Below are 22,029 nucleotides of genomic sequence, written 5' to 3'. Positions count from 1 at the left end.
TGGAAACGATTACCGCCGTAGGATACCGCGCCCCCGCCCCGCCCGCGTGGCTAGAAACCGCACAGCGACGCCAGGTTTTCCCAATGGATCTGCATGTCGGGCTGGGTGTAGCCCCAGAAGGCCAGGCCCAACACCAGCGCCAACGCCGCCCAGCCCGCCAGGCGCCAGCCGCGATGGCGGCGGGCGGAAGCGACGGCAGGCGTGTCGGTCATGGCGGTTCGCCTCACGCGGTCGCCGGCTGCGCCAGCGGCTGCTCGCGCACCGGCAGGCACAGCAGCGCGGCGGCCACCGCCAGCGCCACGCCCAGCCACCAGACCAGGTCGTAGTTGCCGGTCTTGGCATAGGCATAACCGCCCAGCCACACGCCGATGAAACTGCCGACCTGGTGGCCCAGGAAAACGATGCCGGACAGGGTCGCGGCATAACGCAGGCCATAGATCTGGCCGATCAGCCCCTGCGTCAGCGGCACCGTGCCCAGCCAGAACAAGCCCATCCAGGCGGCGAACGCATACAGCACCCACGGCGACAGCGGCAGCCACAGCAGCAGCAGGATGCCGAAGGCGCGCATGCCGTAGACCACCGCGAGCAGGCGCTTCTTGCTGTACTGGCCGCCGAGCTTGCCGGCGTAGAACGAGCCCAGCACGTTGAACAGCCCGATCAGCGCGATCGCGGTGGCGCCCTGCCCCGGCGTCAGGCCGCCGTCGGTGACATAGGCCGGCAGGTGCAGCGTGATGAAGGCCGTGTGGAAGCCGCAGACGAAATAGCTCCAGAACAGGAAATGGAACGACGGATGCCGCACCGCCTGCCGCACCGCCGCCGCCAGCGACTGCTGCGGCCCGCCATGGGCCTGCGGACGGCCGCGCAGGAAATAGGCCAGCGGCGCCGCGCAAGCGACGAACAGTGACAGCACCCACAACGCGCCCGGCCAGTCCAGGCCGGTGATCAGCGCCTGCCCGGTCGGCACCACCGCGAACTGGCCAAGCGAGCCGCCGGCGCTGGCGATGCCCATGGCCGTGCTGCGGTAGGCCGGCGGCGCGGCGCGCGCCACCACCGGCAGGATCACCGGAAACGTGGTGCCGGCCTGGCCCAGGCCGACCAGCAGGCCGGCGCTCAGGTAGAGCGTGGTTTCGTCGGTGGCGAAGCGGGTGCCGATCATGCCCAGCATGTACAGCACCGCGCCCAGCGCGATGGTGCGGCCGGAGCCATAACGGTCGGCCAGGATGCCCATGAAGATGCAGGCCACGCCCCAGACCAGGTTCTGCAGCGCGAAGGCCATGGAAAACACTTCGCGGCTCCAGCCATGGGCCAGGCCCATCGGCTGCATGAACAGGCCGAAGGTGGCGCGCACGCCCATGGCCAGCAGCACCACCAGGGTGCCCAGGACGATGGTGCGCACGGAAAGCGTATCGGTAGTGCTCGAGGTAGTGCTCGACATGATTTTTCTTATTGATGGAGAAAGACGCCCCCTCCTCGGGACGGCCGGGCCTTGGGCCAGACGCGCACATCATAAACAAATAACCTGGCGCAATCGGGAATACCCGCGTCGGCGCATCGCGCATGGCGTGCGCGATGCGTTCGCCGGGCCGCCGGGCCGCCGGGCCGCCGCTCAGAATATAGTTGATTTTATCAACCATATATTCCAGAATGGGCTTTTCCCCATTCTGATTCGCCATGACTCTGCAAACCCCGCTGACCCGCTTGCTGGGCACCCGCTACCCGATCATCCAGGGCGGCATGAGCTGGGCCTCGTCGAACGCGGCGCTGGCGCTGGCGGTGTCGCGCGCCGGCGGGCTCGGCGTGATCGCGGCCGGCCCGATGTACCCCGAGGCGCTGCTGGCCGCCATCCGCGAGGTGCGCGCCGGCACCGACGCGCCCTACGCCGTCAACATCCCGCTGTACAACAAACGCGCGCAGGAGCACATGGATATCGCCCTGGCCGAAGGCGTGCCGGTCATCATCGCGTCGCAGGGCGGACCGCAGAAGCACATCGGCCGCGCGCGCGAGGCCGGCGTCAAATGGTTGCAGGTGATCGCCAGCCCCGAACACGCCGCCAAGGCCGAAGCGGCGGGGGTGGACGCGGTGATCGCCGTCGGCCTGGAAGCCGGCGGCCATCCCGGCCCCGATGAAATCGGCCTGCAGGTCCTGCTGCGTTCAGTGGTGCGGCGCGTGTCGGTGCCAGTGGTGGCGGCCGGCGGCATCGCCGACGGCGCCGGCATCGCCGCCGCGCTGTGCCTGGGCGCGGCGGGCGCGCAACTGGGCACCCGCTTCCTGCTGACGCCCGAGGCCGGCGTGTGCGATGCCTACAAGGATGCGGTGCTGGCGGCCGGCGTCGCCGACACCACGCTGGTGGGCCGCGGCCGTTCGCCCGTGCGCATGCTGCGCAACGCATTTGCCCGCGACTACCTCGCGGCCGAACGCGGCGGCGACGAGGCCACGCTGGAAACGATGTTCTCCGGCAGTTCCCTGAAGCAGGCCGCCTTCGACGGCGACGTGCAGGGCGGCAAGGTCGAGGCCGGCCAGAGCGCGGGATTGATCGACAGCCTGCAACCGGCCGGCGCGGTGGTCGAGCAACTGGTGGCGGAAACGCGCAACGCGCTCAGGCGCGCGGCGCTAATGGTGGGGTGAGCCAGGGATTCACAAGGTTGACGCCGCAACCGGAAAAATCAGACACGTTTCGCGTCACGAGCGTCATCCCGTGCACCAGCGCGGTCGCGGCAATGAAGGCGTCCCGCTCGGGCCGCAGGTCCGGCACATGCAATCTGGCGCAGCGCAATGACACCGCCGTATCGAGCGGCAAGGTCCGGTCGGAGAATTCCGGCAGGACGCGATCGCGCATCCAGGCGCGCAGGCGGCTGCCTTGCCCGGCATCCCGCCGCTCCATGCGCAGGATGCCGATCTCGATCTCCATGAGCGTGATCGCCGAGACGTAGAAATTCACCGCGTCCTCGTTGGAGAACCAGGCGACCACGTTCACGTCCGCCTTGCCGTCGCCCGCCTTGCGCAACTCGGACAGCACGTTGGTATCCAGCAGGAACATCATTCGACGTCCGCGGGGCGGGGCAGCTCGCGCGAACGGGGGGCATCGAGATCGATCCCGGCAAGGCCCGGCATCGACAGCGCGCTGACGAGACTTCGTTTTTGGCCGACCAGGCGCCAGTACTCTTCGATGCCGAGCAGGACATGGGTTGGCTTGCCGCGGTCCGTGATGAACACCGGGCCGAGCAGGGCCGCCTTCTTGGCCCGGGTCACGTCCTGATTGAGTTCCCGGCTGGACAGTGTGGTGATGGACATGGCGCATCCCTTGATCCTTGTAAATAACGTAGTAACGTTACTACATTAAAATTGGCAAAACAATCCCGGCAGCCGAAGCCACCGGGCAATTGTCCCGCTCACCAGGATGCAACCAGGGCGGCAAACCGTCACTCCGGCCGCCGGAATAGTCCTATTTCTTCATCAGCCCCGCCGCCTGCACCAGCTTGCGCATGGCGGTCTGGTCCTTCTCCACGAAGGCCGTGGCTTCCTGGGGCGTCATGTTCCACAGGTCCACGCCCTGCGCCTGCATCAGCTTGCTGTATTCCGGATTGGCGTTGACCTTGGCGACCGCGTCGTTCAGGCGCTGCAGGATCTCCGGCGGCGTGCCCTTGGGCGCGGCCAGGCTGTACCAGGAGGCGGACTCCGCGCCCTTCACGCCGGATTCGGCCAGCGTCGGCACGTCGGGCAGCAAGGGCGAACGATGGTCGTTGGCGTAGGCCAGCGCCTTGAGCCGGCCGCTGCGGATGAACTGCAGGCTGGCGGCCAGGTTCAGCACCGCCATGTCCACCTGCCCGCCCACCAGGTCGTTGATGGCGGGCGCCGCGCCGCTGTAGGGGATGTGGACGATGTCCACCCCGGCGCGTTCGCGGAACAGTTCGGCGCCCAGGTGCGGCGAGCTGCCGGGCCCGGCCGAGGCATAGTTGATGCGGCCCGGCTCCTTGCGCGCCATGGCGATCAACTGCTCGACGCTGTCGGCCTTGAGCGTGGGCCGCACCACCAGCATGTTGGGCTGGTTGGCGACGATCGAGACGAAGGCGAAGTCCTTGATGCCGTCGTACGGCGTCTGCTGCATCAGCGGCGTCACCACGTGGGCGGCCGACGTGCCGAGCAGCAGCGTGTAGCCGTCCGGCTTGGCGCGCGCCACAAAGTTGGCGCCGATGGCCGCGCCGCCGCCGGCCTTGTTCTCGACGATGATGGTCTTGCCCAGCTGCTTTTCCAGCTCGCGCGCCAGGGCCCGGCCCAGCACGTCGGCCGGCCCGCCGGCCGCATACGGGTTGACCAGCGTGATCGGCTGCGAGGGATAGGGATCGGCGGCGACGGCCGACGCGCACAGCGCGCCCGCCACCGCCGCGCCGCACAGCAGGCGCTTCAGAATCTTCATGGTTTGTCTCCTGGGATATTGTGTTTTATGTGTGTGATGTTGTGCGAGGGATGGCCGCGGGGCGTCGCGCCCCGGCGGCTAGATCGCGCCCTGCCCGCGTAAAGCCTCGATCTGCGCCGGCGACAGGCCCAGCCGGCCGGCCAGCACGCTGTCGGTGTGCTCGCCCAGCAACGGCGGGCGCTCCAGGCGCGGATCGTCGAAACCGTCGAACTTGAACGGCACCGGCACCGCGCCGAAGCGGCCGATGGACGGATGCTCGTAGCTGGCCACCATGCCGCGCGCCAGCACGTGCTCGTTGTGCAGGATCTCCTCGACATCCAGGATCGGGCCGGCCGGCACGCCGCGCGCATCGCAGCGGCGGCACAGTTCGTCGCGCGTCAGCCGCGCGGCGGCCGCCGACAGTCCGGCCATGACCTCGTCGCGGCGCGCCACGCGCACGGCGTTGCGCGCCAGCTCCGGATCGTCGGCCCATTGCGGCAGCTCGAGCGCCTCGCACAGCGGCTTCCAGTGCTGGTCGCTGCCGGTGATCTGCACCCAGCGGCCGTCGCCGCACTCGAACGCGGCGGACGGCACCCGGCCGGGATGTTCCGTGCCCAGCCGCGGCGGCACTTCGCCCAGCGCGAAATAGCGCGCCGCCGCCAGCGACAGCAGGCCCACCTGGCCATCCAGCATGGAGAAGTCGATATGGCAGCCCTGCCCCGAGCGCGCCCGTCCCACCAGCGCCGACAGGATGCCGATGGCGGCCCACAGGCCCGAGGTCAGGTCGCTCACCGGCAGGCCCGGCTTGACCGGACCGCCGCCCCGCTCGCCGGTCAGGCTCATGATCCCGCCCATGGCCTGGAACACGGTGTCATAGCCCTTGCGCGGCGCGTACGGCCCGGTCATGCCGAACCCGGTGCACGAGAAATAGATCAGGCCGGGGTTGTCCGGCGCGATGTGGTCGCGGTCCAGGCCATACTTGGCGAGCGTGCCGACCGGGAAGTTCTCGACCACCACGTCGCAGGTCTGCGCCAATCGCCGGATCAGCGCCTGCCCCTCGGGATGGCGGAAATTCACCGTGACCGACTGCTTGCTGCGGTTGAAGGCCAGGTAGTAGGCCGACTCGGTGCCGCTCTCGCCTTGCACCTTGGGTTCGAAGCCGCGCGTCTCGTCGCCGCCGCCGGGCTGCTCGACCTTGATGACCTCGGCGCCCAGCTCGGCCAGGATCATCGAGGCGAACGGGCACGCCAGCACGCGCGACAGGTCCAGGATGGTGACGCCTTCAAGCGGTCTCATCGCGCCGCTCCCTGGCGAAAGCCGCGCATGATGACATTGGCGTCGCGGCCCACGCCCAGCGCCTCGCCCAGCCCGAGGTCGGCCGCGCGGTGGAAGGCGCGCTTGGTCAGCCCCATCGCGGCCGGCTCCCAGCCGGCCAGGCGCTGCGCCATCGCCAGCGCCTGGTCCAGCACCTGCGCGGCGGGCGCGACGCGATTGGCGATGCCCAGCTGCAACGCACGCGCGCCATCGATCGGTTCAGCCATCGCCACCAGCTCGAAGGCATGCTTGCGGCCGACCTGGCGCACCAGGTTGGCCATGACCACCGCGGCCACGATGCCGTGGCGCAGTTCCGGATAGCCGAAGCGCACGTCCTCGGCCATCACCGTCAGGTCGCAGGCCAGCGCCAGGCCGGCGCCGCCGCCGAGCGCATTGCCATGGACCGCGCCGATCACCGGCTTGACCATGCGCGAGAACACCAGGTGCAGGTCGGTCGTCAGGTCGGCGCGGCGCAACACCGCGTCCGGCTGTTCCGGCGTCAGGGCCGAGAACTCGCCGGTGTCGGCGCCCGCGCAGAACGACTTGCCATTGCCCGTCAGCACCACCGCGCGCACCGCGTCGTCGCGATCGGCCTGGCGCAGCGCGTCCAGCAGCGCCGTGGTCAACGCGGTGTTCAGCGCGTTGTGCTTTTCCGGACGGTTCAGGCGCAGCAGCCGCACCGCGCCCAGGTCTTCAATGATCAGTTCCGACATCACGGATATCCTCTTCCAATGGCGACAATCAAAGTGATTGATTAAATCAACAATAAGGGTAAAAAAAAGCGCGGGCGCGCCCCGCGCGTTCAGCGCGGCTGCACGCCGCGGCCGCGACGCGCCGGCACCTCCGCCTTGCATTCATTCAGCATCTCCAGCGCGTGCGCCGTCAGCTTGTCCAGCATGCGTTCCATGGCCTCGCGCTCGGCGTCCGACAGCACCGACAGCATGTCTTCGTTGCGCTCGACCGCGGCCGGGAAGATCTCGTCGTACAGGGCCCGGCCGGTGCGCGTCAGGTCCAGGCTGACGCCGCGGCCGTCCTGGCTGTCGGCGTTGCGCTGGATCAGGCCGCGCTCGATCAGTTCCGACACGGTGCGGCTGGCCTGGCTCTTGTCGATGTTGGCCTCGCGCGCCACCGCGTTCAACGACATGTCCGGCGCCGCGCCCAGCAGCGCGATGATGCGCCATTCGCGCGGCCCGACGCCGTAGCGGCTTTCGTTCAGGCCGGCGGCGATGCGGCTGGACACGTAGGCCAGCCGGTTCAGGCGGTACGAGAACAGTTCCTTCAACGCCCGGGGTTCGGGACGCGCGGAGGCGGCGGACTTGGATGCGGTTCGGGTGGCCATGAGGGACTCTTCAGATGCGGGGAAAATCGGCGCGCGCGCGGGTCGCGCGCCGCTGCCCGCATGATATACAAACGCGGCGGGCGGTCATCATGCGGCCGCCTCCCGCGCGACGCCGAGCAGCGGGTTCAGGCCGCTTTGCGCCACGCGGCTGTGCAGCGCGCGCCCCAGCACCGCCTCGCAGCGCCGCGACACCGCGTCCATCGCCGCCAGGTCCAGGCCGGTGCGCACGCCCATCGACTCGAACAGGTTGACCAGGTCTTCCGTCGCCACGTTGCCGGTATGGCCGCCGCCGTAGCGCACCTTGGCCGGATGGCCGCCGACGCCGCCGAAGGCGCAATCGAAGTGCGTCACGCCCGCCTCCAGCGCCGCCACGTAATTCACCAGGCCGGTGGCGCGGGTGTCGTGGAAATGCGCCACCGGCGTCACCTCGGGCACCTCGCGCGCCATGCGGCCGTACAGGTCGCGCACCGAGGCCGGCGTGGCCATGCCGGTGGTGTCGCCCAGCGTCACGATGCCCACGCCCAGCGCCGCGAAACGCCGCACGTCCGCCATGACGGAATCCGCGTCGACCGCGCCCTCGAACGGGCAACCGAAAGCCACCGAGATCGTGCCGATCAGGCGGAAACGGCCATCCGCCAGCCGCGCCATCTCGGCGATGTTGTCCCATTGGGCGGCGCGCTCGCGCTTCAGGTTGCGCGTCGAATGCGATTCGCTGGCCGAGACCAGCAGGCTGATCTCGTTGGCGCCGATGCCGGCGTCCAGGTCCGCCAGCGCCCGCTCCACAGCGCGCGCATTGGCGCAGGTGGCCTTGTACCAGACGCCCGCGCGGCGCGGCAGCGCCGCCAGCAAGGCGCTGGCGTCGGCGAACTGCGGCACCACCTTGGGATTGGAGTACGAGGTCGCCTCGACCCGCTCGAAGCCCAATGCGGCAAAACTGTCGATCAGGCCGGCCTTGACCGCGGTATCGATGAAATCGGGCTCATGCTGCAGGCCATCGCGCGCGAAGCATTCGCACAGCACCACGTCGCGCGCGCTCATGCCTGTTGCTCCAGTCCGAACAGCGCCAGCGCGTGGGCGCGCAGCTTGTTCTTCTGCACCTTGGAACTGCCCGTCATGCCGATGTGCTCGAAGCTGTCGACGATCTCGACATAGCGCGGCACCTTGAAGTTGGCGCAGCGCGCCTTGCACCAGGCCGTCAGTTCCTCGGGCGTGCAGTCCTGCCCGTCCTTGAGCAGCACGAAGGCCGCCGGCACTTCGCCCAGGCGCGCATCGGGCACGCCCACCACCTGCGCCATGCGCACGGCGGGGTGGCCGTGCAGGGTCTCTTCGACTTCCGCCGGCGCGACGTTCTCGCCGCCCACGCGGAACATGTCCTTGAGACGGCCCACCATCCGCAGCCGGCCTTCCGCGTCCATCTCGCCGAGGTCGCCGGTGCTGAGCCAGCCATCGGCGCCGAGCGCGCGGGCGGTGGCCTCGGGCATGTTGTAGTAACCCTTCATCACGCTCCAGCCGCGCGCCTGGATCTCGCCCTGCATGCCGGCCGGCAACGGCTCGCCCGTGCCCGGATCCACCACCCGCACCTGCATGCCGGGATGCGGCAGCGCCCAGCCCATGGCGCGCAGTTCAAAGGGATCATCGTGCGCCGACAGCGTGATGTTGGGCGAGGCCTCGGACTGGCCGTAGGCGTTGCAGATGCCCGGCACGCCCATCACGTCGCGGATCTTCTGCATCACCTGCGGGCCGGCCGCCGCCCAGCCGCCGCGCAAATGGATGCGCGCGCGGTCGAAATCCGGATGCCCCATCAGCATGAGGAAGATGGTGTCGTTGCCCGACGTCAGCGTGCAGCGCTCCTCATCGAGCATGCGCAAGGCATCGGCCACGTCGAACTTCGGCAGCGTCAGCAGGCAGCAGCCGCTCATCAGGCTCACCAGGATCGACAACGTGGTGCCGGCCACGTGGAAATACGGCCGGATGCTGAAGTAGCGATCGTCGGGCCGCACGCCGATGCGCTGCGCCGCGGCCCAGGCATTGGTCAGCATGTTGGCGTGCGTCAGCATCACGCCCTTGGGAAACGAGGTGGTGCCCGAGGTGTACTGGATCAACAGCACGTCGTCCGGAACCACCGCATCCATGCGGGCCTGCAACGCCGCATCGTCGACGGCCTCGCCCGCCCGCAGGAAGTCCGTCCAGGCGCGCGCGCCGCGCGGGCAGCGCTCGCCCAGCACCACCACCTGCCGCAGCAGCGGCAGCGCCGCGCCCGGCAGGGCCTGGTCCAGCGCCGGTTCCACCTTCGTCAGCAGGTCCAGGAAATCGATGCCCAGGAAGGTATCCGCGGTCAGCAGCACTTTGACGTCGGCCTGCTTCAGGCAGAACGCCAGTTCATCGGTCTTGAAGCGCGTGTTGACCGGCACCGTCACGGCGCCGAGCAGCGCGCAGGCGTAAAACACCTGCACCCAGGTGCCGCCGTTGCCCAGCAGCACGCCAACATGGTCGCCGCGGCGCACGCCGGCCGCATGCAGGCCGCGGGCGATGCGCCGCGCGCCGTCCTGCAGCGCGGCCCAGGTGTGGCGCTCGCCCGGCGCGACGAACGCTTCAGCGGCGCCACGTTCGGCCACCTGGCGCGCCAGCGCCCGCGACAGGGTCGTGGGGTCGATCATGCCTTGTCTCCCGCCGCGCCGAAGCCGGCGATGGCCTGCTTCCAGTCGGTGCCGCGCAGGTTTTCCTCGATCGCCAGCAGCTCGATCGCCATCGCGCCTTCGCGCGTCGTCGCCAACCCCTGGTCGATACTGCGCTTGGTCAGCCTGACGGTCAGCGGCGCGGCGCGCGCGATGGCCGCGGCCATCTGCGCGGCCTCGGCCGCCAGCGCCTCGGGCGCGTACACCTGGTTGACCAGGCCGATCTCACGCGCCTCGGCCGCGTCGAAGCGGCGGCCGGTGAACAGCAGTTCCTTGGCCTTGCGCGCGCCGGCCACGCGCGGCAGCCGCTGCGTGGCGCCGACGGTGCCCCAACCCACTTCGGGATAGCAGAACGTCGCCTCGGACGAGGCCAGCACGAAGTCGCAGGCCGCGGCGATCTCGCAGCCGGAGCCGAACGCCGCGCCCTGCACCACCGCGATCACCGGCTGCGGCATGCGCTCGATGGCGGCGTAGGCGGCAAAGCCCTGCACCCGGCGCGCCGTCATTTCGGCGTTCGACATGGTCTTGCGTTCCTTCAGGTCGGCGCCGGCGCAGAACGCCGCGCCCGCCGCGGCGATCAGCACCACGTGCGCGTCCGGCCGCTCCGCGAGATGCTGCATGGCCTGCACCAACTCGGCGCACATGAGGGAATTGAGCGCGTTGCGGCTGTCGGGCCGGTTCAGCGTCACCGTGGCGACACGGTCCTGCACGTCCAGCAGGATCGTGTGAAAAGTCGGGGTCATGCCTGCTCCTGGATGTTCTAGGTATGGGGCCAGGCCGCGCGCGGCGACCTGGCCATGCCAGGAAATATAGGGCATATAGTTGATTAAATCCACTAATTTTCGGCGGCTATCCAATGGTGTTACACTTGCGCCCCTGGTCTTTCCCTGGAATATCAAGGCACTAGGCTCCCCACGGGCCCGGCGCGATTCCGGCGCGAAGCCATCCCGCCCGCCTCGCCGTAGTTAAATGGATATAACCGGCCCCTCCTAAGGGTCAATTGGTGGTTCGATTCCACCCGGCGAGGCCACGCTCCCGACCTCGGTTCCGCAGGTCGCTTTCCACGAAAGTCCCGTGTATTCAGCCGGATGAGGGTTAATCCGGGCTACGCTCACGCGCCGCGCGCCGGTAGCGTCTCGGGACGCCGCACGCGACGAATAAGCTACCCGTCAATACGTCCCTGATATTTTTTTCGGCGATGATAGCGAATCGCCTTGCGCGCGACTTGAAATTACTGTTTAAATTCGACGCGTAAGCCCCTAATTCATCTGGACTTTTCCCGAACCGCAGCAAGCCCGGCCGGGGAAATAATTCTTCACAGACTGACAAGCCTGCTCAAACCATGGCATTTACCTGGAAACGTGCAATTGCGAACGCGATAGCGCCGGCGGCGCTGGCGATGTGCGCGCTCCTGCCCTCAGCCGCGCTCGCCGCGAAAAATACCGATCCTTGCAAGACCAACGCCAAATCGGCGGCTTGCAAGGCGCAACAAGCCAAAAAGGCCCCCGCCCCCGCCAAAGCGGGCGCCGGCAAGGCCTCCACCCCCAAGCAAGCCGCGGGTAAAACCGCCCCCAAGGCCGCATCTGGCAAGCAAGCCGCGCCGAAGTCGGCCGCCGCCAAGGCCCCGCCCAAGGGCGCCGCCGGCAAACAGGCCGCCGCCAAGGGCGCGCCCAAGCAGGCCGCCGGCAAGAACGCAACGCCCAAGGGCGGCAAGCAGGCCGTCGCCCAGCAGAGTTCGTCCAAGAAGGGCGCGGCCGGCAAGAACGGCAAGCCCAACAAGCCGTCGCGCGCGCAGCGCACGGCCGCCGCCGCAGCGGCAGCCGCCATGCCGCCGCCCGCGGTGTCGGTGCGCGCCGAAGCCGCCGCGCTACGGTCCAGCACCGCCTACGTGCAGGACCTGGCCACCTCCACCGTGATCTTCGCCAAGAACGAAAACGTGGTGCGCCCCATCGCCTCGATCTCCAAGCTGATGACCGCGGTCGTGGTGGTGGACGCCAACCAGCCGATGGACGAGATGCTGGAGATCACCGATGAAGATATCGACGGCCTCAAGCACACCACCTCGCGCCTGCGCGTGGGCACCAAGCTTTCGCGCGGCGACATGCTGCACCTGGCGCTGATGTCGTCCGAGAACCGCGCCGCCAACGCGCTGGGCCGCCACTATCCGGGCGGCCTGCCGGCCTTCGTCGCCGCCATGAACGCCAAGGCGCAGTCGCTGGGCATGAGCAGCACGCACTTCATCGAGCCCACCGGCCTGTCCAGCAACAACGTGTCGTCGCCGCATGACCTGGCCCGCCTGCTGCGCGCCGCGTCGCAGCGTCCGCTGATCCACCGCTACTCCACCGACACGGAGTACGACGTCGAGATCAACAACCGCACGCAGACCTTCCGCAACACCAACCTGCTGGTGCGCAAGCCCGACTGGGACATCAAGGTGTCCAAGACCGGCTACATCAACGAAGCCGGCGAATGCCTGGTGATGCTGGCGCGCATCAACGGCCGCGACCTGGCGATCGTGCTGCTGGACTCGCAGGGCAAGCTGTCGCGCATCGGCGATGCCGTGCGCATCCGCCGCATCGTGCAAAGCGAAGTGGCCATGGCCTCGACCCAGCCGGGCGGCTGATCCAGGCGCCCTCCGGCCACGAAAAAGCCCGATCGACGATCGGGCTTTTTTTACGTCTGGCGGCGGGGCGGAATGCGGGCGGAAGCAAGCCGCGAGTGTCGCGCCCCGATGCCGCCGGCGCGGCGCTACGCCGCCACCGGCCGCTTGGACCGCAACGGCTGCGGGTCGTACATCGACGGCGGCAGCCCTTCCAGCACCGCCTGCGGATTGAGCGAGCGGATCGGCACCGCGGCATCGGCCGGGATGCGGCCCTCGGCCTGCAGCAGCTGATAGCGCAGGCAGCACACGCGCAGGAAGGAAGTGAAGTTCGCCGCCTCGCCGCGGTATTCCACCAGCTCGTCGTACAGGCGCTCGATCAGTTGCGTGACCCGCATGCCGTCGCGCGCCGCGATTTCCTCCAGCACCTGCCAGAACAATTGCTCCAGGCGCAGGCTGGTGGCCACCCCGTGCAGACGCAGGGAGCGGGTTTCGGGCGCGTAGGACTGTTCGCTCGCGCGGATGAAGATTTCACACATGGGAGCTCCTGGGGCGGACACGAGGCTTGCGGGCCACTGTACGACGATAGCCGCCGGCCCGGCAAGACACCTCTGCCTCGGGGCATTCCCGCCCATTCTGCAACGATACGTTTCCTGCGCGCGGCTCGTCCGGAAGCCATTGATATAAATCAAGGTCTCGGACGCGTCCACATCCGAGCATGCTAAGACTGATCTGACTTCGGAGGTAGCAATGAACAAAACCATGAAAGCCGCCGTGGCTCGCGCATTCGGCAGCCCCCTGGAAATCGAAGAGGTCGAAGTGCCGCGCCCCCGGGCCGGCGAACTGCTGGTCAAGATCGAGGCCTGCGGCGTCTGTCACACGGACCTGCACGCGGTCGAAGGCGACTGGCCGGTCAAGCCGAACCCGCCCTTCATTCCCGGTCACGAAGGCGTGGGCCACGTGGTGGCGGTCGGCGAAGGCGTCACGCACGTCAAGGAAGGCGACCGCGTCGGCATCCCCTGGCTGTACTCCGCCTGCGGCCATTGCGAACACTGCCTGGGCGGCTGGGAAACGCTGTGCGAGCAGCAACAGAACGCGGGTTACTCCGTCAACGGCGGCTTCGCCGAGTACGCGCTGGCGGCGGCCGATTATGTCGGCCTGCTGCCCAAGAATGTCGGCTTCGTCGACATCGCCCCGGTGCTGTGCGCCGGCGTCACGGTCTACAAGGGCCTGAAGATGACCGACACGCGGCCTGGCAACTGGGTCGTGATCTCCGGCATCGGCGGCCTCGGCCACATGGCGGTGCAGTATGCGCGCGCCATGGGCCTGAACGTGGCGGCGGTGGACATCGACGATGACAAACTGGCCTTCGCCAAGCGTCTCGGCGCGGAGGTGGTCGTCAACGCCAAGACCACCGATCCGGCGGCGTACCTGAAGAAGGAGATCGGCGGCGCCCACGGCGCGCTGATCACGGCGGTCTCGCCCAAGGCCTTCGAGCAGGCGCTGGGCATGGTGCGGCGCGGCGGCACGGTGGCGCTCAACGGCCTGCCGCCGGGCGACTTCCCGCTGTCGATCTTCGACATGGTGCTCAACGGCGTGACGGTGCGCGGCTCGATCGTGGGTTCGCGCCTGGACCTGCAGGAATCTCTGCAGTTCGCCGAGGAGGGCAAGGTGCATGCCACCGTGGCCACCGAGAAGCTGGAGAACATCAACAGCGTGTTCGACCGCATGCGCCGCGGCCAGATCGAAGGCCGCATCGTGCTGGACATGGCGGCATAGCCGCCCGCGCCGTGACGGACGGCAAAAGGCGCCTGCCGCGGCAGGCGCCTTTTTCATTGCGGCATCCGCATTACGCGGCCTCAAGCTCTGGGCGCTCGCACGGGCCGAGCCATGTCAACGGCCGGCGCGCGGCACTCAGGGCGTGATCTTGGTGCCGAGCACGGCCAGGAACTGCGCCAGCCACGCCGGATGCGCGGGCCAGGCCGGCGCCGTCACCAGATTGCCGTCGGTATAGGCCTGGTCGATGCCGATCTCGGCGTAGGTGCCGCCGGCCAGCCGCACTTCCGGCGCGCACGCGGGATAGGCCGAGCAGGTGCGGCCTTCCAGGATGCCGGCGGCCGCCAGCAACTGGGCGCCGTGGCACACGGCGGCGATCGGCTTTGCGGCCTTGTCGAAGGCGCGCACGATCTCCAGCACTTTTTCGTTCAGGCGCAGGTATTCCGGCGCGCGGCCGCCGGGGATCACCAGGCCGTCGTAGGAGCCGGCCTCGACGCGGTCGAAATCGTAGTTCAGCGCGAAGTTGTGGCCGCGCTTTTCGCTGTAGGTCTGCGCGCCCTCGAAGTCGTGGATGGCGGTGGCGATGCTCTCGCCGGACTTCTTGCCGGGGCAGACCGCGTGCACCGTGTGTCCCACCGCCAGCAGCGTCTGGAACGGCACCATGGTTTCGTAGTCTTCGGCGTAGTCGCCGACCAGCATCAACAGTCTCTTGCTCATGATTGTCTCCTGGGGATGGGGGATCGCCGGCTGATGCACCCGAGGGGCGGGCGGCCGGTTCTTGATGTTCTACGATCCATTGTGCCCCCGCCCGCGTGAGCGGGGGTGGTAACGGGATACCACGCGGGGCGCAAGCATCCCCCAAGTGACGGCTCACGGCCCGCGCGGGCCGCGAGTCCGCTGCGCCCCTTATTCCAGCGCCACCGTCACCGGCTTGGCGTCCAGCAGGCTCACCAGCACGTTCGGGTCGATGCCCACCAGGTAGCCGCGGCGGCCGCCGTTGATGTAGACGACAGGGTACTGCAGCACCTCCGCCTCGACCCACACCGGCATCTTCTTGCGCGTGCCGAATGGCGAGGTGCCGCCGACCTGATAGCCCGAATGGCGCTGCGCCACGTCCGGCTTGCAGGGCTCGACCTTCTTCAGGCCGGCCTGGCGCGCCAGGTTCTTGGTGGAGACCTCGCGGTCGCCATGCATCACCACGATCAGCGGCTTGGCCGATTCGTCTTCCATCACCAGCGTCTTGACCACCGCGTGCGGATCCAGCCCCAGCTGGCGCGCGGCCTCGCCGGCGCCGCCGTGGTCGATGTAGTCGTAGGTGTGTTCGGTGTACGCCACCTTGTGCTGCTTGAGGAACTGGGTGGCGGGCGTTTCGGAAACGTGGCGGGCTTTGCTCATGGCGGGGCGCTGAAAAGGCGAAGGCAAAAGTGTAGGCACGCGGGCGCCGTGGCGCAAACGCCCTCAGCCGCGCGGATGATGCGTGGCGTGCAGCGCCTTCAGGCGTTCGCGCGCCACGTGGGTGTAGATCTGCGTGGTGGAGATGTCGGCGTGGCCCAGCAGCATCTGCACCACGCGCAGGTCGGCGCCGTGGTTCAGCAGATGCGTGGCGAAGGCGTGGCGCAGCACGTGCGGCGACAGCGGCGCGTGCACGCCCGCCAGCACCGCGTACTTCTTGACCAGTTGCCAGAACGCCTGGCGCGACATGGCCTCGGCCCGGCCGGTGATGAAGAGCGCGTCGCTGACGCGGCCGGCGGCCAGCTCGGGCCGCGCGGTCTTCAGGTATTGGTCGATCCAGTGCGCCGCCTCGGCGCCGAGCGGCACCAGGCGGTCCTTGCCGCCCTTGCCCAGCACCACGCGCACCACGCCCTCGTTCAAGCTGACGTCCAGCGCCCGCACCCCGACCAGTTCCGACACGCGCAGGCCGGTGGCGTACAGCGTCTCCAGCATGGCCCGGTCGCGCAGGCCGCGCGGCTGGCCCAGGTCGGGCGCGCGCAGCAGGGCATCCACCTGCTGCTCGGACAGCGTTTTGGGCAGGCGCGGCGGCTGCTTGGCGGCCACCAGCGTCAGACAGGGATCCTGCGCCGCGCGGTGTTCGCGCAGGGCCCAGGCGTAGAAGCGCCGCAGCGCGGCCAGGCGGCGGTTGGCGGTGGTGGCGCGGGTCTCTTCGTGGCGGAAGGCGAACCAGGCCTCGATATCGGCCTTGCCGGCCTCGGCCAGCGCCTTGGCGGGACCGGCGGGCAGCGCCGGGGCCGAGGCCGCCTCGCCGTGGCGGTCGGCCATCTCGCGGGCGTAGGCCTCGGGATCCTCGAGCCAGCGCGCGAAGCCGGTCAGGTCGCGCCGGTAGGCGGCCAGGGTGTTGGCCGACAGGCCGTCCTCGAGCCAGACGGCGTCTATGAAGGCGTCGATATCGGCCTGGGAAGCGAGCGGTTGGCGGGAATCGGACATGGAACGGAAATCAAGGCATCAAGAGACGTGGCCGGCGGCGGCCGGCGCCGGCGCAGGCGCGCGCAACGTTGCGGCGTGCCCCGGCCACGTCAGGAGGATGGGCCACATTCTACGGCGGCGCTTGCGCCAGGCCCTCAGCGCCCCGCTACCGCCGCGGCGGCCGACTTGAGCCAGGTCTCGAACAGTTTCAGCGCCTCGGAACGCTCGCTACGCTGCGGATAGCCGAAGTAGTAACCCTGGCTGACCGTCAGCGACTGCGCCACGGGCATCGCCAGCGCGCCCTGGTCCAGCGCCGGCTGCGCCAGGAAGCGCGGCATCAAGCCGACGCCCAGCCCGGCCTGCACCGCCGCCATCACCATGGTGAACAGCTCGTAGCGCGGACCGCCCGCGGCCTGGGGGCCATAGAGGTAATTGTTGGCGCCGTACCACTGGCGCCAGGCGTCGGGGCGCGAACTCAGGTGCAGGTGGGTCATGCCCGCCAGCGCGCCGGCGCCGGCCTCGGTCACGCGCCCCGCCAATTCGGGCGCGCAGACCGGCACCAGCTCGCGTTCCGGAAACAGCAGCACGCCCTGGGTGCCCGGCCACAGGGTGTCGCCGTGATACAGCGCGCCGTCGAACGGCTGGTCCTTGAACTGGAACGGCAGCGTGCGCACCGACAGGCTGACGGTGATGTCTGGCTGCTCGCGCTGGAAATCCGCCAGCCGCGGGATCAGCCAGGTGGTGGCCAGCGTCGGCACCACGGCGATGTGGATGCTGCGGCCCATGCCGGTGCGGCTGACCAGGCCAAAGGTGTCCTTCTCGATCTGGTCGAGATGATGGCGGATGCGTCCCGCATATTCCGCGCCGTGGTCGGTCAGCACGATGCGGCGCCGCACCCGCGTGAACAGCTGCACCCCCAGCCGCGCCTCCAGGCTGGCCACCTGGCGGTAGACCGCGCTGTGGGTCAGGGACAGCTCTTCGGCCGCCCGCGAAAAACTGCCCAGGCGGGCCGAGGCCTCGAAAGCCTGCAGGGCGCTGAGGTTGGGAATGCCGTTTCTCATGGAGCGGGAACCGCCGGGAAGGTGAAGAAGGCCGCAAACACCCGCCGCGCCTGCCGCGGCGCAACATCCGGGTCGTGCCGGCGGGTCACTAGATTGTGCAATTTTATCAATTGCGTTGTGCGATCAAGGAACATTATGCTCGGATGTCTTAATCTCGGCTCATCCTGACACCCACCATGTCCCAGCAAGCATCCCGCCTCGGCGGCCACATCCTCGTCGACCAGCTCGTCGCCCAGGGCGTCAAACACGTTTTCTGCGTTCCCGGCGAGAGCTACCTGGCGGTGCTGGACGGCCTGCACGACGCCGACATCAAGGTCACCGTCTGCCGCCAGGAAGGCGGCGCGGCCATGATGGCCGACGCCCATGGCAAGCTGACCGGCGAACCCGGCATCTGCATGGTGACCCGCGGCCCGGGCGCGTCCAACGCGCTGGCCGGCGTGCACATCGCCAAGCAGGACTCGACCCCGATGATCCTGTTCGTCGGCCAGATCGAGCGCGGCATGCGCGAACGCGAGGCCTTCCAGGAAATGGACTACCGCGCCGTGTTCGGCACGCAGGCCAAATGGGTCACGGAAATCGACCAGGTCGAGCGCATCCCCGAACTGATCTCGCGCGCCTTCCACATCGCCACCTCGGGCCGTCCCGGCCCGGTGGTGATCGCGCTGCCCGAGGACATGCTGGTCGAGGCCGCGCAGGTAGCCGACGCGCCGCGCTACGAAGTCATCGACGCCGCCCCCACCGCTGGCCAGCTGGCCGACCTGGAGCAGTTGCTGGCCCAGGCCAGGAACCCCGTCGCCATCCTCGGCGGCACCCGCTGGGACGCGCGCGCGGTGCAGCAGTTCGCCGATTTCGCGCAGCGCCACGCGCTGCCCACGGCGGTGTCGTTCCGCCGCCAGATGCTGTTCCCGGCCGACCATCCGTGTTTCATCGGCGACGTCGGCCTGGGCATCAACCCCGCCCTGCTCAAGCGCGTGGCCGACGCCGACCTGGTGCTGCTGGTCGGCGGCCGCATGTCGGAAAACCCCAGCCAGGCCTACACGCTGCTGGACATCCCGGTGCCCAGGCAGAAGCTGGTGCACGTGCATCCGGACGCGGGCGAACTGGCCCGCGTCTACCGCCCCACGCTGGCCATCAACACCTCGCCCGCGGCCTTCGCCGCAGCGCTGGCCGGCGTCAAGGCCCCCGCCCAGCCGGCCTGGGCCGACGGCACGCAGGCCATGCGCGAGTCGTATCTGAAGTGGAGCGACCCGAGCACCGTCACCACCCCGGGCGCGCTGCAGCTGGGCCAGGTCATGGCCTATCTGGAAAAGACCCTGCCGGCCGACGCCATCATGACCAACGGCGCCGGCAACTACGCCACCTGGCTGCATCGCTTCCATCGCTTCACCCGCTTCGGCACGCAGCTGGCGCCGACCTCGGGCTCGATGGGCTATGGCCTGCCGGCGGCCGTCGGCGCCAAGCGCGTCTGGCCCGACAAGACCGTGGTCTGCTTCGCCGGCGACGGCTGCTTCCTGATGCACGGCCAGGAGTTCGCCACCGCCGTGCAGTACGACCTGCCCATCATCGTGGTGCTGGTCGACAACGGCATGTACGGCACCATCCGCATGCACCAGGAAAAGCACTACCCCGGCCGCATTTCCGCCACCGAGCTGAAGAACCCTGACTTCGCCGACTACGCCCGCGCCTTCGGCGGCCACGGCGAACGCATCGAGACCACCGAGCAGTTCGGCCCGGCCTTCGAGCGCGCGCTGGCCAGCGGCAAGCCGGCCATCCTGCACTGCTTCATCGACCCGCAGACCATCACGCCGTCGACCACGCTGGACAAGATCCGCGACGCGGCGCTCAAGGCCCAGCACTGATACCCGAGAGGCGGCGGCAACCCCACGGCGACGCGCCCGCGCGCGTCGCGTAAACCCCGGGTTGCCGCGCCAATTATTTTAGGTTTAAACTTTCCAGATTCCGAAAACGGAAATCCATAGCGGAGACCCAGCATGTCCTCGAATCCCTCGTTCCATTGGCAAGATCCCCTGTTGCTGGACCAGCAGCTCACCGAAGAAGAACGCATGGTGCGCGACGCCGCCCACGCCTACTCGCAGGACAAGCTGGCCCCGCGCGTGCTGAACGCCTTCCGCAACGAAAAGACCGATCCGGAGATCTTCTCGGAAATGGGTGAGCTGGGCCTGCTGGGCGCCACCATCCCCGCCGAATACGGCGGCGCCGGCCTGAACTACGTCAGCTACGGCCTGATCGCCCGTGAAGTCGAGCGCATCGACTCCGGCTACCGCTCGATGATGAGCGTGCAGTCGTCGCTGGTGATGGTGCCCATCAACGAGTTCGGCAGCGAAGCGCAGAAGCAGAAGTACCTGCCCAAGCTGGCCCGCGGCGAGTGGATCGGCTGCTTCGGCCTGACCGAACCCAACCACGGCTCCGACCCCGGCGGCATGGAAACGCGCGCGGTCAAGACCGCCGACGGCTACAAGCTGAGCGGCAACAAGATGTGGATCACCAACTCCCCCATCGCCGACGTGTTCGTGGTGTGGGCCAAGTGCGTCGGCGGCGAGTTCGACGGCAAGATCCGCGGCTTCATCCTCGACAAGGGCACCAAGGGCCTCTCCGCCCCCGCCATCCACGGCAAGGTCGGCCTGCGCGCCTCGATCACCGGTGAAATCGTCATGGACGAAGTGGAAGTGTCCGCCGACCAGATGATGCCCGGCGTGTCCGGCCTGAAGGGTCCGTTCACCTGCCTGAACTCGGCCCGCTACGGCATCGCCTGGGGCGCGATCGGCGCCGCCGAAGCCTGCTGGCACACCGCCCGCCAGTACACCCTGGACCGCAAGCAGTTCGGCCGCCCGCTGGCCGCCAATCAGCTGATCCAGAAGAAGCTGGCCGACATGCAGACCGAGATCACGCTGGCGCTGCAAGGCTGCCTGCGCCTGGGCCGCATGAAGGACGAAGGCACCGCCGCCGTCGAGATCACCTCGATCATGAAGCGCAACTCGTGCGGCAAGGCGCTGGACATCGCCCGCTTGGCCCGCGACATGCTGGGCGGCAACGGCATCTCCGACGAATTCGGCGTGGCCCGTCACCTGGTGAACCTGGAAGTGGTCAACACCTACGAAGGCACGCACGACGTGCACGCCCTGATCCTCGGCCGCGCGCAGACCGGCATCCAGGCCTTCTATTGATTTGATTTTGGCAGTTCGCCGCGCGGACGGAGCCCGGCTCTGCTCCCGACGCGCGGTTCGCCGGCGTGGCGAAGACTGTGCGCCCCTTTCGAGGGGCGTTTTTTTTGCCTGCGTGGCGTCGATCCCGGATGCGCATTAGGGTTATCAGGAGCTAGCCCGCTCCCGGTCCATGGCTTACGCTGCCTGCAATTGGCCTGGTGCCGGCCCGCAGCATCCGCCCGCCCGACCCCGGATTTTTCGTCACGACCAGGAGTCGCGCATGCAGGGCAGTCCCTCTCTCCGCCTGTGGGCGGGCATCGCCATCGCCTTTGCGAGCCACGGCGCGCTAGCCGCCACCACCCTCACCATGACCACCGAATACCCGGCCACCTCGATGCCCGGGCAAGGCGTGTCCACCTTCGCCGACCTGGTGCGCAGCAAGAGCGCGGGCCAGGTGGTGATCGACGCCAGCTTCGATGCCGCGCGCGGCATCAAGTCTGGCGACATGATCGACGCGGTCCAGGCGCGCAAGGTCGATGCCGGCGACGCCTTCGCCGGCGCGCTAGCCTCGAAGTACCCGCTGTTCGGGGTGTCTTCGCTGCCGTTCCTGGCCGACTCGCTGGCCAAGGCCCGCGCCCTGAACAAATCAGCCCGCCCGGCCTACGAGAAGCTGTTGGCCGCGCACGGCCAGAAGCTGCTCTACACCACGCCCTGGCCGGCCTCGGGCATCTGGTCCAAGGACAAGGTGGACAGCGTCGCCGCGTTGAAGGCGCTCAGCATCCGCACCTATGACGCGACCTCGCAGGACGTGATGCAGAAGGCCGGCGCGCGCGCCCAGAACATCTCGTTCGCCGATGCCATGCCGCGCATCGCCTCGGGCGAGGTCAACGCGGTGCTGTCCTCGGGCGACGGCGGCGCCGGCCGCAAGCTGTGGGAACACCTGCCGCGCTTCGCCGAGATCAACTACGCCATGCCGATCTCGGTGGCGACGATGAACCTGCAGGCCTATCAATCGCTGGACGCGAAGTCGCGCAAGGCCATCGACCAGGCCGCCGCGCAGACCGAGGCGGAACAGTGGAAGCGCATCGAAGGCCGGTTGCAGCAGAACTACGCCAACATGCGCAAGAACGGCGTGACGATCGACACCGCCGTGCCGATGCCGGTGCGCCAGGCGCTCAAGAGCGCGGCGGCGGACTCGGTGAAGCAATGGGAGGCCGCGGCGGGGACTGACGGGGTGAATATCCTGAAGGCGATGCGGCGGCCGTGATACGGCGTGGGCGCAACGCC

At 68.7% G+C, this 22,029-nt stretch carries 22 protein-coding genes and 1 tRNA gene; 7 read left to right on the top strand and 16 right to left on the bottom strand.

Annotated elements, in window-relative coordinates:
• Positions 1-50: 50 nt before the first annotated feature.
• Both AOZ53_RS34725 and AOZ53_RS16585 read right to left on the bottom strand, forming a co-directional pair.
• Positions 51-212 (bottom strand): hypothetical protein, encoded by a 162-nt coding sequence (locus tag AOZ53_RS34725; RefSeq protein WP_180180048.1) that lies wholly within the window; start codon positions 210-212, stop codon positions 51-53.
• 11 nt (positions 213-223) lie between these two features.
• Positions 224-1,435: an MFS transporter gene (locus tag AOZ53_RS16585; protein WP_082385654.1), complete on the bottom strand. Its 1,212-nt coding sequence runs from the start codon at positions 1,433-1,435 to the stop codon at positions 224-226.
• A gap of 236 nt (positions 1,436-1,671) precedes the next feature.
• Between AOZ53_RS16585 and AOZ53_RS16580 the strand changes: the two genes are divergently transcribed.
• A complete protein-coding gene (locus AOZ53_RS16580; RefSeq protein WP_054488537.1) occupies positions 1,672-2,625 on the top strand; it encodes an NAD(P)H-dependent flavin oxidoreductase in 954 nt (317 codons plus the stop codon).
• Here AOZ53_RS16580 and AOZ53_RS16575 read toward each other — a convergent pair.
• The 9 genes from AOZ53_RS16575 to AOZ53_RS16535 all read right to left on the bottom strand — a co-directional run bounded on the left by AOZ53_RS16575 (position 2,597) and on the right by AOZ53_RS16535 (position 10,464).
• Complete coding sequence (locus tag AOZ53_RS16575; protein WP_054488535.1) at positions 2,597-3,040, bottom strand: type II toxin-antitoxin system VapC family toxin; 444 nt, start codon at positions 3,038-3,040, stop codon at positions 2,597-2,599. The genes AOZ53_RS16580 and AOZ53_RS16575 overlap by 29 nt on opposite strands.
• Positions 3,037-3,291, bottom strand: coding sequence for a type II toxin-antitoxin system prevent-host-death family antitoxin (locus AOZ53_RS16570; RefSeq protein ID WP_054428444.1), 255 nt, complete (start codon positions 3,289-3,291; stop codon positions 3,037-3,039). The genes AOZ53_RS16575 and AOZ53_RS16570 overlap by 4 nt, the downstream gene beginning before the upstream one ends.
• Before the next feature lie 151 nt (positions 3,292-3,442).
• On the bottom strand, positions 3,443-4,414 hold the full coding sequence (locus tag AOZ53_RS16565) for a Bug family tripartite tricarboxylate transporter substrate binding protein (protein WP_054428445.1): 972 nt from the start codon (positions 4,412-4,414) through the stop codon (positions 3,443-3,445).
• A gap of 78 nt (positions 4,415-4,492) precedes the next feature.
• On the bottom strand, positions 4,493-5,689 hold the full coding sequence (locus AOZ53_RS16560; protein WP_054488534.1) for a CaiB/BaiF CoA transferase family protein: 1,197 nt from the start codon (positions 5,687-5,689) through the stop codon (positions 4,493-4,495).
• Positions 5,686-6,420 (bottom strand): enoyl-CoA hydratase/isomerase family protein, encoded by a 735-nt coding sequence (locus AOZ53_RS16555; protein WP_054479527.1) that lies wholly within the window; start codon positions 6,418-6,420, stop codon positions 5,686-5,688. Before AOZ53_RS16555 ends, AOZ53_RS16560 begins: the two co-directional genes overlap by 4 nt.
• Positions 6,421-6,509: 89 nt before the next feature.
• The gene (locus AOZ53_RS16550; protein WP_054428448.1) at positions 6,510-7,046 is read right to left on the bottom strand and encodes a MarR family winged helix-turn-helix transcriptional regulator; all 537 of its coding nucleotides are present in this window, start codon (positions 7,044-7,046) and stop codon (positions 6,510-6,512) included.
• 87 nt (positions 7,047-7,133) lie between these two features.
• Complete coding sequence (locus AOZ53_RS16545; RefSeq protein ID WP_054488531.1) at positions 7,134-8,084, bottom strand: hydroxymethylglutaryl-CoA lyase; 951 nt, start codon at positions 8,082-8,084, stop codon at positions 7,134-7,136.
• Entirely contained in the window at positions 8,081-9,703 is a 1,623-nt protein-coding gene (locus tag AOZ53_RS16540) for an AMP-binding protein (RefSeq protein WP_054488530.1), read from the bottom strand. The genes AOZ53_RS16545 and AOZ53_RS16540 overlap by 4 nt, the downstream gene beginning before the upstream one ends.
• Entirely contained in the window at positions 9,700-10,464 is a 765-nt protein-coding gene (locus AOZ53_RS16535; protein ID WP_054428451.1) for an enoyl-CoA hydratase/isomerase family protein, read from the bottom strand. The genes AOZ53_RS16540 and AOZ53_RS16535 overlap by 4 nt, the downstream gene beginning before the upstream one ends.
• 212 nt (positions 10,465-10,676) lie before the next feature.
• On the opposite strand from AOZ53_RS16535, the gene AOZ53_RS16530 reads away from it, so the two are divergent.
• Positions 10,677-10,751, top strand: a tRNA-Arg gene (locus AOZ53_RS16530).
• Between the two features lie 312 nt (positions 10,752-11,063).
• Positions 11,064-12,344 (top strand): D-alanyl-D-alanine endopeptidase, encoded by a 1,281-nt coding sequence (pbpG, locus tag AOZ53_RS33460; RefSeq protein WP_054428452.1) that lies wholly within the window; start codon positions 11,064-11,066, stop codon positions 12,342-12,344.
• A gap of 125 nt (positions 12,345-12,469) precedes the next feature.
• Here the strand turns inward: pbpG and AOZ53_RS16520 are convergent, their stop codons facing one another.
• Complete coding sequence (locus AOZ53_RS16520) at positions 12,470-12,859, bottom strand: ribbon-helix-helix domain-containing protein (RefSeq protein WP_054428453.1); 390 nt, start codon at positions 12,857-12,859, stop codon at positions 12,470-12,472.
• Between the two features lie 211 nt (positions 12,860-13,070).
• Between AOZ53_RS16520 and adhP the strand changes: the two genes are divergently transcribed.
• A complete protein-coding gene (gene adhP, locus AOZ53_RS16515; RefSeq protein WP_054488528.1) occupies positions 13,071-14,099 on the top strand; it encodes an alcohol dehydrogenase AdhP in 1,029 nt (342 codons plus the stop codon).
• A 135-nt stretch (positions 14,100-14,234) separates the two neighbouring features.
• On the opposite strand, the gene AOZ53_RS16510 is transcribed toward adhP, so the two are convergent.
• From AOZ53_RS16510 to AOZ53_RS16495, 4 genes are all read right to left on the bottom strand, one after another.
• On the bottom strand, positions 14,235-14,813 hold the full coding sequence (locus AOZ53_RS16510) for a DJ-1/PfpI family protein (protein WP_054428455.1): 579 nt from the start codon (positions 14,811-14,813) through the stop codon (positions 14,235-14,237).
• 189 nt (positions 14,814-15,002) lie between these two features.
• Entirely contained in the window at positions 15,003-15,491 is a 489-nt protein-coding gene (ybaK, locus tag AOZ53_RS16505; RefSeq protein ID WP_054488527.1) for a Cys-tRNA(Pro) deacylase, read from the bottom strand.
• Between the two features lie 63 nt (positions 15,492-15,554).
• Positions 15,555-16,538: a site-specific tyrosine recombinase XerD gene (xerD, locus tag AOZ53_RS16500; protein ID WP_054428457.1), complete on the bottom strand. Its 984-nt coding sequence runs from the start codon at positions 16,536-16,538 to the stop codon at positions 15,555-15,557.
• A gap of 134 nt (positions 16,539-16,672) precedes the next feature.
• Complete coding sequence (locus AOZ53_RS16495) at positions 16,673-17,578, bottom strand: LysR substrate-binding domain-containing protein (protein WP_054428458.1); 906 nt, start codon at positions 17,576-17,578, stop codon at positions 16,673-16,675.
• A gap of 176 nt (positions 17,579-17,754) precedes the next feature.
• On the opposite strand from AOZ53_RS16495, the gene AOZ53_RS16490 reads away from it, so the two are divergent.
• The 3 genes from AOZ53_RS16490 to AOZ53_RS16480 all read left to right on the top strand — a co-directional run bounded on the left by AOZ53_RS16490 (position 17,755) and on the right by AOZ53_RS16480 (position 22,009).
• Positions 17,755-19,437, top strand: a complete 1,683-nt coding sequence (locus AOZ53_RS16490) for a thiamine pyrophosphate-binding protein (protein ID WP_054488525.1) — start codon at positions 17,755-17,757, stop codon at positions 19,435-19,437.
• 132 nt (positions 19,438-19,569) lie between these two features.
• Complete coding sequence (locus tag AOZ53_RS16485) at positions 19,570-20,763, top strand: acyl-CoA dehydrogenase (protein WP_054428460.1); 1,194 nt, start codon at positions 19,570-19,572, stop codon at positions 20,761-20,763.
• A gap of 259 nt (positions 20,764-21,022) precedes the next feature.
• On the top strand, positions 21,023-22,009 hold the full coding sequence (locus tag AOZ53_RS16480; protein ID WP_054428461.1) for a TRAP transporter substrate-binding protein: 987 nt from the start codon (positions 21,023-21,025) through the stop codon (positions 22,007-22,009).
• Positions 22,010-22,029: the final 20 nt, after the last annotated feature.

It is taken from the genome of Achromobacter sp. 2789STDY5608621, assembly GCF_001299375.1.
GTDB classification, from domain to species: domain Bacteria; phylum Pseudomonadota; class Gammaproteobacteria; order Burkholderiales; family Burkholderiaceae_B; genus Achromobacter; species Achromobacter insuavis.
The sequence above is the reverse complement of the archived record's forward strand: the minus strand, read 5'-3'. Positions and strand labels throughout refer to the sequence as shown.

What these genes read in the sequence shown, in the direction of transcription:
- AOZ53_RS34725 (WP_180180048.1), bottom strand. Translation starts at nt 212, where the DNA reads ATGACCGACACGCCTGCCGTCGCTTCCGCCCGCCGCCATCGCGGCTGG.
- AOZ53_RS16585 (WP_082385654.1), bottom strand. Translation starts at nt 1,435, where the DNA reads ATGTCGAGCACTACCTCGAGCACTACCGATACGCTTTCCGTGCGCACC.
- AOZ53_RS16580 (WP_054488537.1), top strand. Translation starts at nt 1,672, where the DNA reads ATGACTCTGCAAACCCCGCTGACCCGCTTGCTGGGCACCCGCTACCCG.
- AOZ53_RS16575 (WP_054488535.1), bottom strand. Translation starts at nt 3,040, where the DNA reads ATGATGTTCCTGCTGGATACCAACGTGCTGTCCGAGTTGCGCAAGGCG.
- AOZ53_RS16570 (WP_054428444.1), bottom strand. Translation starts at nt 3,291, where the DNA reads ATGTCCATCACCACACTGTCCAGCCGGGAACTCAATCAGGACGTGACC.
- AOZ53_RS16565 (WP_054428445.1), bottom strand. Translation starts at nt 4,414, where the DNA reads ATGAAGATTCTGAAGCGCCTGCTGTGCGGCGCGGCGGTGGCGGGCGCG.
- AOZ53_RS16560 (WP_054488534.1), bottom strand. Translation starts at nt 5,689, where the DNA reads ATGAGACCGCTTGAAGGCGTCACCATCCTGGACCTGTCGCGCGTGCTG.
- AOZ53_RS16555 (WP_054479527.1), bottom strand. Translation starts at nt 6,420, where the DNA reads ATGTCGGAACTGATCATTGAAGACCTGGGCGCGGTGCGGCTGCTGCGC.
- AOZ53_RS16550 (WP_054428448.1), bottom strand. Translation starts at nt 7,046, where the DNA reads ATGGCCACCCGAACCGCATCCAAGTCCGCCGCCTCCGCGCGTCCCGAA.
- AOZ53_RS16545 (WP_054488531.1), bottom strand. Translation starts at nt 8,084, where the DNA reads ATGAGCGCGCGCGACGTGGTGCTGTGCGAATGCTTCGCGCGCGATGGC.
- AOZ53_RS16540 (WP_054488530.1), bottom strand. Translation starts at nt 9,703, where the DNA reads ATGATCGACCCCACGACCCTGTCGCGGGCGCTGGCGCGCCAGGTGGCC.
- AOZ53_RS16535 (WP_054428451.1), bottom strand. Translation starts at nt 10,464, where the DNA reads ATGACCCCGACTTTTCACACGATCCTGCTGGACGTGCAGGACCGTGTC.
- pbpG (WP_054428452.1), top strand. Translation starts at nt 11,064, where the DNA reads ATGGCATTTACCTGGAAACGTGCAATTGCGAACGCGATAGCGCCGGCG.
- AOZ53_RS16520 (WP_054428453.1), bottom strand. Translation starts at nt 12,859, where the DNA reads ATGTGTGAAATCTTCATCCGCGCGAGCGAACAGTCCTACGCGCCCGAA.
- adhP (WP_054488528.1), top strand. Translation starts at nt 13,071, where the DNA reads ATGAACAAAACCATGAAAGCCGCCGTGGCTCGCGCATTCGGCAGCCCC.
- AOZ53_RS16510 (WP_054428455.1), bottom strand. Translation starts at nt 14,813, where the DNA reads ATGAGCAAGAGACTGTTGATGCTGGTCGGCGACTACGCCGAAGACTAC.
- ybaK (WP_054488527.1), bottom strand. Translation starts at nt 15,491, where the DNA reads ATGAGCAAAGCCCGCCACGTTTCCGAAACGCCCGCCACCCAGTTCCTC.
- xerD (WP_054428457.1), bottom strand. Translation starts at nt 16,538, where the DNA reads ATGTCCGATTCCCGCCAACCGCTCGCTTCCCAGGCCGATATCGACGCC.
- AOZ53_RS16495 (WP_054428458.1), bottom strand. Translation starts at nt 17,578, where the DNA reads ATGAGAAACGGCATTCCCAACCTCAGCGCCCTGCAGGCTTTCGAGGCC.
- AOZ53_RS16490 (WP_054488525.1), top strand. Translation starts at nt 17,755, where the DNA reads ATGTCCCAGCAAGCATCCCGCCTCGGCGGCCACATCCTCGTCGACCAG.
- AOZ53_RS16485 (WP_054428460.1), top strand. Translation starts at nt 19,570, where the DNA reads ATGTCCTCGAATCCCTCGTTCCATTGGCAAGATCCCCTGTTGCTGGAC.
- AOZ53_RS16480 (WP_054428461.1), top strand. Translation starts at nt 21,023, where the DNA reads ATGCAGGGCAGTCCCTCTCTCCGCCTGTGGGCGGGCATCGCCATCGCC.